11 protein-coding genes and 1 pseudogene are annotated in these 13,676 nt (G+C 38.5%); all 12 read right to left on the bottom strand.

Features of this window, described 5'->3' with window-relative positions; genetic code table 11:
• Positions 1 to 260: pseudogene (locus H8744_RS18455) on the bottom strand (restriction endonuclease subunit S); the annotation flags it as partial.
• Between the two features lie 15 nt (positions 261 to 275).
• Positions 276 to 773 carry a hypothetical protein gene (locus tag H8744_RS18450; RefSeq protein WP_007563580.1) on the bottom strand — a complete coding sequence of 166 codons (498 nt, stop codon included), beginning with the start codon at positions 771 to 773 and terminating at the stop codon, positions 276 to 278.
• A 2-nt stretch (positions 774 to 775) separates the two neighbouring features.
• Positions 776 to 1,255: a type II toxin-antitoxin system death-on-curing family toxin gene (locus H8744_RS18445; protein ID WP_009038141.1), complete on the bottom strand. Its 480-nt coding sequence runs from the start codon at positions 1,253 to 1,255 to the stop codon at positions 776 to 778.
• Positions 1,248 to 2,264 (bottom strand): hypothetical protein, encoded by a 1,017-nt coding sequence (locus tag H8744_RS18440; RefSeq protein ID WP_009038142.1) that lies wholly within the window; start codon positions 2,262 to 2,264, stop codon positions 1,248 to 1,250. The genes H8744_RS18445 and H8744_RS18440 overlap by 8 nt, the downstream gene beginning before the upstream one ends.
• A 15-nt stretch (positions 2,265 to 2,279) precedes the next feature.
• Positions 2,280 to 3,788: a class I SAM-dependent DNA methyltransferase gene (locus H8744_RS18435; protein ID WP_229532924.1), complete on the bottom strand. Its 1,509-nt coding sequence runs from the start codon at positions 3,786 to 3,788 to the stop codon at positions 2,280 to 2,282.
• A gap of 2 nt (positions 3,789 to 3,790) precedes the next feature.
• Positions 3,791 to 6,106, bottom strand: coding sequence for an EcoAI/FtnUII family type I restriction enzme subunit R (gene hsdR, locus H8744_RS18430; protein ID WP_229532923.1), 2,316 nt, complete (start codon positions 6,104 to 6,106; stop codon positions 3,791 to 3,793).
• A 14-nt stretch (positions 6,107 to 6,120) separates the two neighbouring features.
• Positions 6,121 to 6,327: a helix-turn-helix domain-containing protein gene (locus H8744_RS18425; protein ID WP_007563585.1), complete on the bottom strand. Its 207-nt coding sequence runs from the start codon at positions 6,325 to 6,327 to the stop codon at positions 6,121 to 6,123.
• Positions 6,328 to 6,425: 98 nt separating this feature from the next.
• The gene (locus tag H8744_RS18420; protein WP_009038145.1) at positions 6,426 to 7,169 is read right to left on the bottom strand and encodes a hypothetical protein; all 744 of its coding nucleotides are present in this window, start codon (positions 7,167 to 7,169) and stop codon (positions 6,426 to 6,428) included.
• Between the two features lie 791 nt (positions 7,170 to 7,960).
• Positions 7,961 to 10,162, bottom strand: coding sequence for a DUF2357 domain-containing protein (locus tag H8744_RS18415; protein ID WP_262436242.1), 2,202 nt, complete (start codon positions 10,160 to 10,162; stop codon positions 7,961 to 7,963).
• Positions 10,163 to 10,174: 12 nt separating this feature from the next.
• Positions 10,175 to 12,004, bottom strand: coding sequence for an McrB family protein (locus tag H8744_RS18410; protein ID WP_262436241.1), 1,830 nt, complete (start codon positions 12,002 to 12,004; stop codon positions 10,175 to 10,177).
• The gene (locus H8744_RS18405; protein WP_262436240.1) at positions 12,001 to 13,032 is read right to left on the bottom strand and encodes a DNA cytosine methyltransferase; all 1,032 of its coding nucleotides are present in this window, start codon (positions 13,030 to 13,032) and stop codon (positions 12,001 to 12,003) included. Before H8744_RS18405 ends, H8744_RS18410 begins: the two co-directional genes overlap by 4 nt.
• Before the next feature lie 16 nt (positions 13,033 to 13,048).
• Positions 13,049 to 13,261 carry a helix-turn-helix transcriptional regulator gene (locus tag H8744_RS18400; RefSeq protein WP_305067538.1) on the bottom strand — a complete coding sequence of 71 codons (213 nt, stop codon included), beginning with the start codon at positions 13,259 to 13,261 and terminating at the stop codon, positions 13,049 to 13,051.
• Positions 13,262 to 13,676: the final 415 nt, after the last annotated feature.

The raw sequence follows: 13,676 nt of genomic DNA, 5'->3' as shown, positions 1-13,676 counted from the left end.
ATCTCAAACGGAATCTCCTCATCGATGCACTTCACCTCTCCGGTAGCGAGAAACTTCTCATAATAGGAATTATCGTCACCACGGTAAATGATAGATTCGTTTTTGTCTTTTTTGATTTTCTTTTCCTTGACCAGTCGGGCTTTTTCAGCTCTGATACGTTCAAGAAGTACCGATGCCGGTTCGTCATTAGGGTCTTGCGGTACAAGTTTTCCCTGTATCGCCCACTGGAGTATGCTGTTTTTTAATTGTTTTCCGTTCATCTTATTCTAACTGATTTAGAAGTTTTCGTCTTTTTGTTTTTCATTCAGATAGAACTGATATAACTTTTTCCCTATCTTATCTTTTTTGAAAGTACGTTCATGATTCATAGGAGTCATAGACAAACGAATTTTTGCCACACCTTCATTCAAAATTTCAAACTGCTGTGGAGTAATTCTAAATTGAGCAGTAGAACTAATTTCTGTGATTGGTATTACAATATTTCCACTTATAACACCAGCAGATTGACTTCCATTCCCAATCACAGTTCCTCTTAGTTCAAGATATTTACCTGTGAATGTTCTAATTTTCATGGTTGGTTTAGTGAGGAAATTCATTCTGTCTGAACGTACTGTGGCTACTATAGAATAAATGGTGTCTTGCTTAGCCACACTGTATTTCATATTGCAACCTTCAGCTGCGAGTGCTTTATAAGTATAACCTACTGTTTGTGCTTTAGCGTTAATTCCTAAAATAATACAGAACAGTAATAAGATAATTTTTATAGTTTTCATATTTAATCTTTTTCGTAATCCTCCCCTTGTATTCCTAACTCTCCTTTGCTCATGGCATTGGCAATATCTATTTTCAGTTCTTCGTCATAATCTTTACTTGTCAAAAAGCTATTGACGATGCGTAGCAGCAAATCTTGGTTGATATTCGATGCTGCCACATGATAAATGATAGATTCCAATGTACGCATACAGATGCAAGCGTGCCAGTAGTAATTATTCTTGTGTAAGAAGTAAGCTCCCAAAGTCAGCGCAATACGCTTATTCCCATCATTGAAGAAATGCCCAGAACAGAATCTATACATCAGATAGGTCAGTTTCTCTGCAAAGGTCGGATAGTATAAATCATTTTGTACAAAATCCAATGTAGCACGAATGCCACCTTCATCACGCACTCCTTCAAAGCCACCATCGCTAGCATCAATCATTTTGCCATAGATGGTTAAGGCTTCATCGTAGTCTATATAAACAATTTCCTCACTCATCTTCTGCCTGCTTTAAGCGTTTAAGCACATCTTTATTGTCCGCTAAGATACGGTCAAAATCAATAGACTGGTCACCGATGAATCGTTCAAACTCTTCAGGAGTAACAGCTTGCAGATAATCTGCTATATTACCATGATACGCATCCCGGAAACTGAAATCCCTTGAAGCCATTTTGGTTCTGGCATCATTTAAATAAGGTTTCTGCATCGGATGTTCGGCAAGTTCATTCACAATGCGCTCTACCTCGTCAATGGTAAGTAACCTGCCACCATTTTCTTTAAACCGTTCACTGAGAGCTGCCCCCACACCGTTTTCAAAAGAAGAAATAACCAATAAAACCTCTGAATACAGCGTGTGTCGAACATTGTCTTTGGAATCCAACTTCAATACTTCCCGATACTCCTTAGCATTCTCCTTGAATACAGCCTTATATATAAAGTCTGTAATTTGAGGATATTTGTATGTGGGATGTCCGTCCACATATTGATTGATGGCAGAAGTGAGATTCTTGCGATAGTTTTCTTCTGTGATTGCAGCAGGAAGATAATGTACATCTCTGCGGTTTATGTATTTTGTTCCGCCACCCGTCTTTTCATTGATGGTGGTAATCACGAAATCCAAGATAAGGCTACGTACTTTTTTTGCTTTCTCACTCTCTGTAAGCAACATACCTATATCCAAGAATGAGCGGAAATTAAACAATCCAAGTTGGGTCGTTTTGCTCCCGACATTTATGACGGGAGCAAATTGTAACTTTAACTCTTTCAGATGTTTACCTTTACATAAAACATAACCGTTAGCTGCTAATTCATCTGAATGTTTTTCCAAATAGCGTTCTATGGTTCGTTCTTCTACTTCGTAGAAATCGGCAACCATTTTTTTTGTAAAGCGATACTCTCCCTCAAAGAGCATTCCTTCAATGTCAAGATGCTCCTGTACTTTGCTGACCGCAAAACGGTTGTTAAGTACATTTTGTCTTTCTATGTTTGAGATGGTCAAATCTTTCATATCACTTCACAATTATCAGTTACACGATTTTATGTCAATGCCGAGAATCTTTTGAATTTCGGAAAGCGTTTTGTCTATTTCATGGTCGAGCGCAGCACGTTTTTCAAAATATTGTTTGAGCAGTTCTGCTGGAGGGAGTATTTCTTCTTCCTCTTTCGGGAACTTACATTGATCAAAATTGCAATCCAAGTCTATCAATTGTTGGGCAGTGAACACACGGCTCTTTTCACCCACTTCGTCACTGATAATTTCTTTCCTGTCTTTCCACCATTCCTGAATAGGTAGGGTATGCTCCACCTTCATTGGTTTGGTCTTTGAGAAGTGTTTGTACCCTTCCGGCATATCAAGACGATAGAACCATGTTTCTTTGGTCTTGAATCCTTCTTCGCAACCTTCGGCTTCTTCATTATTAAAGAAAAGGATGTTGGTTGCAATAGATGTGTATGGAGAGAATATAGAACCCGGCAAACGGATGATTGTATGTAGATTGAACTTGCGAAGGAGATTTTCTTTAAGTGCAAGTTTTGCTCCATCCGTACCAAATAAGAAACCATCAGGGATAATCACACCGCACCGTCCACCAGCTTTGAGGCGATACATGATAAGGGCGATAAACAAATCCGCAGTTTCACTTGAACGGTACTGTACTGGGAAGTTGCTTTTTACGCTGTCTTCCGTGCTACCACCATACGGAGGATTCATGCCGATAACATCAACCTTGTCGCTTTCCTTGAAATCAGTAACATTCGTTCCAAGCGAATCACAGTTGGTTATGTTGGGAGCTTCAATATCATGGAGCAGCAGGTTTGTGATGCTCAAAAGGTAGGGCAACGGTTTCCATTCCTGACCTACAACGGCATTTTGCAGTTTTTCTCCATCTGCCGCAGAGCCAATATTCCTGCCCATATATTTAAGTGCCGAGGTGAGGAAGCCTCCCGTTCCACTGGTGAAGTCGCCAAAGGTTTCGCCCAATTTCGGGTCGAGCATCATCACAATAAAATCAGTCAATGCACGTGGTGTGTAGAACTCTCCGGCATTTCCTGCCGATTGCAGATCTTTCAAAATTCCCTCATAAATATCTCCGAATGTGTGACGGTCGTCAGCATCGTCAAATTCGATTTCGTTTACAATGTTGACCACTTGGCGCAGAAGCGTTCCATTCTTCATATACTGGTTCAAGTCTGCAAATGTTTCTTGAACAATGCTTTTAGCTCTTGGGGTATTGGCATCTATCGGGAGATTCTTCAAGGTAGGAAACAGTTTCTCATTGACGAAAGAGAGTAGGGCTTCTCCAGCCAATGCTTCACCGTCTTTTTTATCTATTGCCCAGTTACGCCAACGCAAATCCTCGGGGATAATGGACTTGTATTTCTCATCTTTCCATTCCCATGTTTCTTCTTGTGTGTCATAGACTTTCAAGAAGAACATCCAAGTCATTTGTTCAATTCTTTGTGCGTCACCATTGATACCTGCGTCTTGACGCATGATATTCTGGATTCGCTTTATGATATTATTTACTGCCATTTTTAAGCTGATTTATATATTTGATATTCCAATTCTCTGATGGCTTGTTCAAAAGCGACTTTGCCACCAAATAGTTTTATGATTTTAGTTGGTTTCCCTATGCTGTTGAATGGAGGAATCTCCAAAATATTTGCCTTTTCAAAGTCAAGAATACCATTCTCCGCATATTTGTCAAGAAGAGCCTCCAATACTTCACGAGCCTTGCCTTCGTACTTTCCGAAGTAGTTACGTTTCTTTACATTGTTAGCCCTTTCTTTCCTCGTCAATGGTGGTTGGTCAAATGCAACGTGACATATCACATCGAAGATATCGGCATCTTTCAATGCCGGATTTGCTTCACGTACTGCGTCTATCAAGATGGCATATTCCTTTAACTCATCCATAACCGCCTGTTTGCGTTCTGCTTCAGTCCACGTTTGTACGAAATCATCCAAACTTTGATAGTGTCGCAACAGTTGCTTTCTCGCAAAGGACTGAACGCTTTCCGTTCTCATGGTTTTGCCATCCTCTCCCAAAACAGATACTATCTCATGAGCAATACGAATATCCTTTCCATTGATAAGATACTTTTCACGAGGTTCGTGAGCTGTTGGAGGATTTGAGGGAACAGGCGGATATGGCTTCGGTTTTTTTTCACCGCCTTTGGGTGGTTCAGGGTCGCCGTCAAATGACGGGTCTTTGAATTTTGCGGTAGCATTGCGGAAGTCGAGGATTTCCAGATGCCACTTGCCTTTGTCTTTTCTAAGTCGTGTACCACGCCCGATGATTTGCTTAAATTCCGTCATAGAGCCAATTTCTTTATCAATGACGATTAAGCCACAAGTTTTGCAGTCCACTCCTGTAGATAGAAGTTCGGAGGTAGTAACAATTACCGGATAAGGTTCGTCAACACTGATAAAGTTGTCTAACTGCTTCTTCCCCTCTTTGTCCTCTCCGACAATGCGTGTTACGTAGTAAGGAGATTTTTTACATAAATCGCTATTCATGTTGATAAGCAGTGTTCGCATTTCGGCGGCTTCCTCAATATCTGAACAGAACACGATTGTCTTTGTCATACGACCGATGTCGTATAACATTTGGGTAATCCTGTGTGCTACTACTTTACGCCTTAACTTAATGGCAAGGTCACGACCTATATTCTGTCTTTGATATAATTTCTGTTCAATCTCCTTTCCTAACAAATCTGTTTCACCTTCATCGGGAGTCCAGCCCTGCAAATCAACGTTGATGAAGTCGGCAGTAACCCGATATGGAGCCAAGAAACCATCTTGGATTCCTTGAAGAAGGGAATAGGTATATACCGGCTCTCCGAAATAATCCAAGTTGTTTGCTCCTTCATCAGCTTTCGGGGTAGCAGTCATACCGATTTGGGTAGCCGAGCTGAAATACTCCAATACTTTGCGCCATGCAGAATCGTCTTTTGCGCTACCACGATGGCACTCGTCAACGATAATCAAATCAAAGAAGTTTGGCTGCACCTCCAAAAACGGATCTGGCTTGCCCTCTTTTCCAACCAGTTGGTGGTATAACGCCATATATACCTCGTATGAGGAGTCAATTTTCTCTTCGCCTTCCCCAACAGAAGTTATCTTAGTCATAAACTTCTTGAAAGGTTTGAAGTCTTGCACCATTGTTTGGTCAATGAGGATATTTCGGTCTGCAAGATAAAGAATCTTTTTCTTTGCTCCGCTTTTATGGAGACGATGGATAATCTGGAAAGCAGTGAAAGTCTTACCAGTACCGGTAGCCATTACGACAAGTACACGCTGTTGTCCTCTTGCAATGGCTTCCACTGTACGGTCAACCGCTATACGTTGGTAATATCTTGGCTCATGGCTATGGGCATCATAATAAAACGGTGTTTCTATTATGTTAAGTTCATCCGATGTATAGTTCTTGGATGCAAGATAACGATTGTATAATTCCTCTTCTGTCGGGAAATTCTCTAATTTGATTTCGGTTTCTTTCCCTGTGATAAAGTCATGTTCCAAGAAAGCATCACCATTACTGGAGTACGCAAATTTCAAGTCAAGGATTTGGGCATAATCCATAGCTTGTTGAATACCACCCCCAACGGCATGTTTGTTATCTTTAGCTTCTACCACTGCAATGGGCTTACCATTATGGTATAATAGATAATCAGCCTTTTTGCCCTCTGCTACTGAATGTTGGTTGCCAACAACAAGTACTCGACCATCCGTGAAATAATACTCTTCACGCATATTTACGCTTACAGCCCAGCCCTTTTGTTGGAGTGCAGGGGTAATGAACAAGGTGCGTATCTCTTGTTCTTTGAGTTCTTTCTTGTTTACTTCCATGATAATAAATTGTTTTAAGATTTATTACTGCTAACAATCAAATCTTTCACATCAATATCAAGAACATTAGCTATATCATTAAGGGTTTTGAGGTCTGGTTGAACAGAATTACTACACCATTTACTCACAGTGCAATTGGATTTACCAATCTGTTCTGCAAGCCATTTTCCTGTTTTTTGTTGTTCTGCAAGTACGACTTTTAGTCTGTTCAAATTAGCCATGAGGTAAAACGTTTTAATTCAAGAGCAAATTTATATAAATACTCTGATAACATAAGCAACTTCCGATAATAATTATTATTTGGAAGCGAAAAAATGGCTTAGATACCGTATTTCGACAGGATATTTTCGTCAATTTCAATTTTATGCCGACCTGTTGTAGTTCGCAGATTCTTTCTTACGGTGTCAAACGTGGAGTTAGTGAACCATTCGGCAAATGTCGCTATCACAAATGATGTAGTTACATCTCCACCTATATTATATTGGAAAGCGATGTTCCAAGCAAAGTTCTTTAAAGAGATTTGTGTGAGCGAACTATGTTTCTTAATATGAATCTCGGTCATGGAAAGCACTTGACGATTAGTCACAAAATAGCGGACAGATTCGCAAATTTGGAAAATCTCTGTTTCGTCCAAATCAAAACGCTTGAATGTGTCTCGTGTATATTTCAGGATAGCATTTAATTTCTCGTCTTCTTCTCTTTCTTTTTGTTGCTTGTATTGTTGTTGCTCATGCTGGTATTCATAATGGAATAATTCCATACGCCTTTTTTGTACTTCTACACAATCTTGGGTATGTAAGGATGCAACAGCCGAAGTCTTTTTATCTGTCACTTCATCGGCTAATGCCAAATGTGACAAAGGAGTTTCTATAATGTATCTTGCTATAGAGATGCAAAGATGATATAGAAGTTTCAGTATCACATATCCGACAGCCATAACGAACGGAAGCAAACTCATTCGTATGCTAAGCATATTGCATATTTGAAATGCAATCATTGAAGCCAGCAACACCGCAATGACCTCTATTGTCAAAGAATGGAGTATATATTGTTTTTGCTTCATGCCTATTGTTTTTTATTTAGCAATGCAAAGGTATAACACTTTTTCATAAAAAACGAAAGGAAAAAATAGATACAGTTTTGCAAATCAATAGCTTATGAAAAGAAAAGCATAATAAGAGAAAATATCGAAGACTATCTGAAAACAAGAGAAAATAGAAATCGTCAAAAATAGTATGGTTAAACTAAGTTAAAGTTTTTTGCGGTAGCTTTTCTATTCTCGCTAAGGCTGAAATATAGAGTAAACGAAGTAAAGTAATCATATTTGTACCAAGTTGTATATAATACACTGATATACAGTAGTAATTATCTTTGAGGAAGTGAAGTAAGTTGCGATAAACAAGGATAATTAAATAGGGTGTATCTCAATGAGTTGCACCCTATTTTGTTTTTGATACTAACAAGAATCAATGAGTTAAAAAATCCTGTAAGCGTTGCCCCACCCAATATCAATGGATTGTTTATACGTGGCTATCATATCAAACTCCGATATGTTGCAGCTGCGCATTATTCGATGTACCGGGTGGTGAAGGATCAGTTATCTGCATTTGGTGGAAATTGTTGATCTCAATGAAGGGTATGTCTGCGCTTATTATTTGTCTGTTTGGCCATATGCTACTTTCGGCTCAGCAACCATGAAATTATTATTGCTTTCCGTTATTTGATATGTTCTGATTTTTCGGTCTTCAAGAAAAATATGACTCAAAGCATAAGCTAATGATTCAGATGGTTGTATGCGGGCTTTAGGTTTTAGTTGGCACTCCCAAATAGTGATGCAGTACCAAGCTATAACAGTTAAAACTTATCTGCCACCACCCACTCATCCATTTTATCAAATGAAGAATCTATAAATGTATAGTTAATGAGCTTATGGGTGTTAATCGGCTGATAATTTTCAAATAGTTTACGGCTAAAGCATAATTCGAATGCTAAACGCGTATCATCTGTTGTATCTTCACCTTCTATTTGTTTTGCCTCTTTACTTGTGATAGTCCTTACACGGACAATTTCATATATGTCACGAACACCTTCATTTTTTATGTAAGGTATGAAGTAGTGGAGATCATGCAATGAAATGGTTGTAGGGAATTTCGGCCTAGTATAATATACGGTGGCATTACCGTCAAGGAAACTTTGTGTGTATCCTGATAGTAAACTATTTTCTACCAAACCGATAAGGAGACGATTGGGTACTTTCAATAATGTACCTTTCTGTGGTATTACTTTCGATATAGTTTCATAGGACTTGTTTTGAATAAGCTCTTCAATGAATTGTTCCAAAAGTAGCCTGTTATGAGCGTCTTTGGGACGAAGTGGGAATGCTCCGATATTTACTTCGTCTATAGTCTTTCGGAACTTGGATACAGCAACATCAGCAGGTTCACCATCACCCGGGAATAGAATATAACCACCAATTATTTCTTTTTTCAAAGAATTTGTTTGATAGTCCTTATAATAGATAGCATCACGATATCTATGCATTTGGTTGATGGCATCTTCGGGTGGAACGTCCACACCATTTTTGTCTTTTCCATCAATACGATATTTCGCATCAAATAGATAAGTCATTTTCAAGCCTTCTTGTAAATCGCTCTTGGTAAGTTGCAATACAATGTCTGGCTTTTGAGTTACAGTTGGCACCGTCCAATCTTTTATGCCGATTGATATGTTTTCTCGTTCCGAGTTTTTGGGGTTATAGATTAGTTCAGCCAACTCTATACCGCCTTTCTTGAAAAGGATGCGTGAATGTTCTCCTTTACCCAAATCCCATGTAAACAGACCATTCATTTCCATACGGTTACTATGGTCTACATCTTCATCAGATAAATTCAGTTTCTCTTTTACAATATGACTGACCTCTATGAAACACCAAATTTCATAAAGTGTGGCAATATCTTTTGTCTGCAAGCGATAGATGCCATCATTTAGGGAATATGAGCGGTGGAGTAAAGTCCATGTACGATACACCTGACTATATCCAGTAGCTTTTTGCAGAATCAAACTTTCTTGACTCATTCCTTTGTAATTTCCCACGGTACGGAAAAAGGGATTTTGTTGTAGGTGTTTTAACATTGTCAAGGTTGTTTGCATGTCGGATTTCATTACGTCAGAAGCATTCTTGACAGCTTCTATACGTTTCTTTAAGACTTCATATTTATCGGTAATTAGCCCAAGTGCAAACTTCAAGAATCTGTTTTCTTGTGTGTCATTTGTCCAAACACGTTCCTCTACACGATACAAATAGGAACTGTCGTGCCTGTGTTCCACTAATTCGTTTTCTATACAAGAGGGAATAAATGTCAACCTATCGGCACGCTTATACGCCTCCTTTCCATGCAAGCGATGCCGTGGTCGGTCAATGATATTCTTACAAGCTTTTATGAATTTCTGTTGCTCATAGGCAAACACATTCCACCAGATTGTTTCCGGGGTGTCTTCACTTGCATTGGGTGAAAATCCATGAAAGGTTCTCCGCATGTAATCAAGTGAAAGCATTCTGTACTCCTGTTCAATATCCTCGATAATGGTTTTCCAATGCTCGTGATAGTTGAGTTTGGTACTTAATACTTCAAAGGAGAAGACAAAATTACGGTTTTCCGTTCCCACTTGATATATGAGCTGTATTTCACTGCGACCAATTTCATTGCCATAATTTAAGAAACCGGCTAATATTTGGCTGCGAAAAGTAAATTTCTCGTTTTCGTTCTGAAGAGAAGACCCGAATTGTGCTTTTTTTACATAGTCCTTAAACTCAATCCAAATAGGATAATCGGTATTATCGAAAAAGATGGCAGGAGCTTGTTGGTTATTCTCAATCGTAATGGCTTTTTCATTGTAGTGGTTCAAAATAACAGTAGATACTCCTTCTGACCAAGAATATGTGGAATGTAAACTTTCTTCTTCTACATTATTCTTTGCTTTATGCCAAATGCTATCGAATTTTGTACATTCGATAATCATTTTAAAATCCTGATGTTTTATGGTTAGCAGTTCCATTGCTTGAGAACTTTAGTTCCAGAAACTGGTGTAACCGGAGGACAGTAACCGTTTTTGCATTTCTTTTAATTTGGCAATGGAGACAGATTTTATTTTCTTATCTTCTTCAGTCAGAGCTGATAACTGTGTTTCGATGGTAGTTATCAACCTTTCAAGAAGTGAACTCTTGACTTTGGTGTCATCGCCTTCAATGCGCGGCAAGATTTTCATGCTTGTTATTTCATCCAATGCGGTTGTGATAACTTCATCTTCACTGAACTCGTTGCCGCTTTCGTTTATGTTATAAGGCAAGTTGTTTATTACATAAAGCAAGAATTCGTTTCGTGTACGATAGCCTATCTTGAATGGTGTACCATCAAGAACGTCATTCACTGCCTGCAAATAGGTTAGAGCCTTCTTACAAATCTCCGCATTATCAGCATACACATCCACACCTTCTACGGCTGTTCCGATAAGCATGTCGCTGTTTAATTTACCAATACGCTCATATTTGCTACCCAATCCGGCATACAGATCAATTTCGTTCATTTCTATTGTCATGGCGCGGTCGAGTACCTTTCTGGAGAAAGAGAACGCTGTTTCATCCATATTGACAGTACCTACCACAATGAGGTTTTGAGGAATAGAAATTCCTTCTTCATTGAATTTCAGTCTAATGTCTTCAACTGTAGTCAATGATTCTGTTAAATTGAAATACCATTCTTCATCTGTCTTTTCAAATATAGGGTCTGTTGTCACAGTTCCGTCTTCATGGCTTTTACGAGATTCAATTACACTTAGATATTCCGCAAAATACTGTTCTACAGGAGCAAGATTCATTTCGTCCAAACAAAGGAAATGAGGTACATTGGGGTTTTCCCAAGCTCGTGTAATAAACCTTAAGAAATTGCCAATCACATACACAGGTTTCCCGCTAGCACGACTGACATAGCCCATTAATTCAGTGGAATCATGCCAATTGGGTTTCACCTGAATCATTTCAAAATTCTTAGGCTTATGGGCATTATACTCAGCGGAGCCTTTATCCCAACATGCACGGGCAAGTTCACGAACAATACGGCTTTTACCAGTACCGGAAATACCGGCAAGCAAGAGGAAGGGCTTGGACTTGATGGCGGTGATATATGGACGATAGGCAGAGCATTTATTGTGGTTAGTACAATCTATGCCATTGTTAGACTTTACGGCATTACCATAAAGAGACTGATAGTCTGATTGTAAGATGATAACATAGTCTGTAATCTCCAAGCCAGCATATAAAGTTTGAACAAAAGGACCACGGCTTATTTCGCCAGGAGATGCAACAACGCTTCCTTTTTTTGCATCGATGTTGTCCTTAGATACATCGACACCGATATTATTCAGTTCTGCCTTGAGTGAAGCTTCAGAATACAAGGAGTCCGCAAACACTATTTCTTTAGCACGAGTGTTAAAGCTGCTTGCAATAATGTTCAATGGAATGTTGAATTCTTCTGCAAACTTCAGGAGAATATCCTCCTTGGTCACATTGTCCTCAAAAGAATTTCTTCTGTATGCCCAAATCGCTACATCATATATATTAGGGGTATGCTTCCCTTGGTCGTTAAAATATTTATCCCATTTGTTTGAGAATACAACGTATAACGCACGTCCACTATTGTATTTCTTTTTTGTTTGGCTTAAATTGAAGATGTTTTCAAGGAAGTTTGATACTCCATCAAGATCAACCTTGTAGGGCACTGAAGCGCGAACGCTATTCTTGCATCCTTTTAACAGAGCCAAATAGCCCCATGACTTATTGGTCATACAATCTTGAAAACCTTTGTAGGCTTCAACGACAGACTTTATACTTATATATTTCATTTTTCAAGAGCTTTTTCGTAAGTTTTAATCATGTTTTCCATTATCTTTACAATGATTGGCACGCTCACTGAGTTTCCCAACTGTTTATATGCCTGAGCATCAGATACAGGGAATATAAAGTTATCCGGAAAGCCTTGAAGTCTTTTTGATTCAAGAACAGACAACTTTCTGCGGATATCCCATAGCTTTGGAGTCCTATTAGCTATGATTGTAGAAGCATATGTATCAAGGCAAGAATAGAATGCCTCCTGAATCTGTGTCTTAGCTGGATCACCAACATGAAATCGTAAAGAACCATCTGTTTTTTGGAAAGAGAAAACGCCATATTTCCCCTTTTTCGTATTTGGCTTATATTTTGAATTGTCATGTTGGATTCTATCACCTGGCTTGGCGTTTGCAAAATGATAATCTATCCTATCTAGTTCAAATTTAGAAATAGCCAAAGATGGATTTCTGTCATTCAAGTCTATAATGTCATGCAATACAGGATGTCCTTCCATAGGCTTGGGCCATTCAAAGTCAACATCAGTTCTAAAGGCTACACAATACCATCTTTCTCGTTTCTGAGGAAGGCCATAATTCAAGGAAGATAGGATAGTCCAATGTGGGTAGTAACCAAGTTTTCTTAGAGTGTCCAAAACAGTCTGAAGCGTTTTGCCTTTATCGTGAGATTTCAAACCCTTTACATTTTCAAGAAATACCATTGGTGGTTTATGGTATTCCAAAATTCGACATACGTCAAAAAATAGAGTACCTCTTACCTCATCACTAAAACCTTGCTTTTCTCCTGCATAACTAAAAGGCTGACATGGAAATCCTGCTGTTAACATGTCAAAATCTGGGATATCCTTTGCATTAACAGCCTTTATGTCTCCTGTTGGTACTTCATGAAAATTCGCCTCGTAGGTTTGTTGTGCGAACTTGTCATTATCAGACGAGAATACACATTCCACTTGATTGCTGTTCATAGCAAGTCTAAAACCACCTATACCACAAAATAAATCTATTCCTTTATATTTCTTCTTCATTGATTTCTGTATTCTTTCACTTATCATTTTTAATTGACCAAAGTAAATCTTTTATGTCTACACCTAAACACTCTGCTATTTTGACAAGCGTTTCTAAATTAGGCTGCATAGTGTTTGTACACCACTTAGACACTGTTCCAGGATCCTTTCCTAGTTGTTCTGCTAACCATTTATTGGAACGTTTTTTCTCTGCTAAAACTACCTTCAAACGATTTATATCTTTATTCATATGTTCTATGATGTATTTTTTATATACAAAGGTAGTCATTCTCTTTGAAATTCTATTATAGAATAGGTGATTTCTGATAAATATATGTCGAATGATAACCTTATATTGGACTATAGTTCAATGATAGTACTTGTGTGCTTGTTTTGACTCGTTTTCTTTTTCCCTTCTTTTTTGCCTTTTCTAATCCCGGCACTTTCTTTGCTAATACACTTTCTCCGGAAGGAAAATAGAGAGGAAAGACTTGAAATAAGAAACTTACAATATCATTGTGTTTCTTGCCAATATTGAAAACAGCAGAACAAACATGGTACATAAGTTCTTATTGACTGTAAGTGTCTTTAGGTTGTATGACTGTTGAGGGGGGAACTATCAAGATGACATAAGTATTGCTCCGGCATACATTGTCCTTACTTCC

Source organism: Jilunia laotingensis (genome assembly GCF_014385165.1).
GTDB lineage: Bacteria > Bacteroidota > Bacteroidia > Bacteroidales > Bacteroidaceae > Bacteroides > Bacteroides laotingensis.
The sequence above is the reverse complement of the archived record's forward strand: the minus strand, read 5'-3'. Positions and strand labels throughout refer to the sequence as shown.

Bases quoted from the DNA above. Each gene is read 5' to 3' on its own strand.
- H8744_RS18435 (WP_229532924.1), bottom strand. From the start codon at position 3,788: ATGGCAGTAAATAATATCATAAAGCGAATCCAGAATATCATGCGTCAA.
- H8744_RS18405 (WP_262436240.1), bottom strand. From the start codon at position 13,032: ATGAAGAAGAAATATAAAGGAATAGATTTATTTTGTGGTATAGGTGGT.
- H8744_RS18420 (WP_009038145.1), bottom strand. From the start codon at position 7,169: ATGAAGCAAAAACAATATATACTCCATTCTTTGACAATAGAGGTCATT.
- H8744_RS18415 (WP_262436242.1), bottom strand. From the start codon at position 10,162: ATGGAACTGCTAACCATAAAACATCAGGATTTTAAAATGATTATCGAA.
- H8744_RS18400 (WP_305067538.1), bottom strand. From the start codon at position 13,261: ATGAATAAAGATATAAATCGTTTGAAGGTAGTTTTAGCAGAGAAAAAA.
- H8744_RS18425 (WP_007563585.1), bottom strand. From the start codon at position 6,327: ATGGCTAATTTGAACAGACTAAAAGTCGTACTTGCAGAACAACAAAAA.
- H8744_RS18410 (WP_262436241.1), bottom strand. From the start codon at position 12,004: ATGAAATATATAAGTATAAAGTCTGTCGTTGAAGCCTACAAAGGTTTT.
- H8744_RS18445 (WP_009038141.1), bottom strand. From the start codon at position 1,255: ATGAGTGAGGAAATTGTTTATATAGACTACGATGAAGCCTTAACCATC.
- H8744_RS18440 (WP_009038142.1), bottom strand. From the start codon at position 2,264: ATGAAAGATTTGACCATCTCAAACATAGAAAGACAAAATGTACTTAAC.
- hsdR (WP_229532923.1), bottom strand. From the start codon at position 6,106: ATGGAAGTAAACAAGAAAGAACTCAAAGAACAAGAGATACGCACCTTG.
- H8744_RS18450 (WP_007563580.1), bottom strand. From the start codon at position 773: ATGAAAACTATAAAAATTATCTTATTACTGTTCTGTATTATTTTAGGA.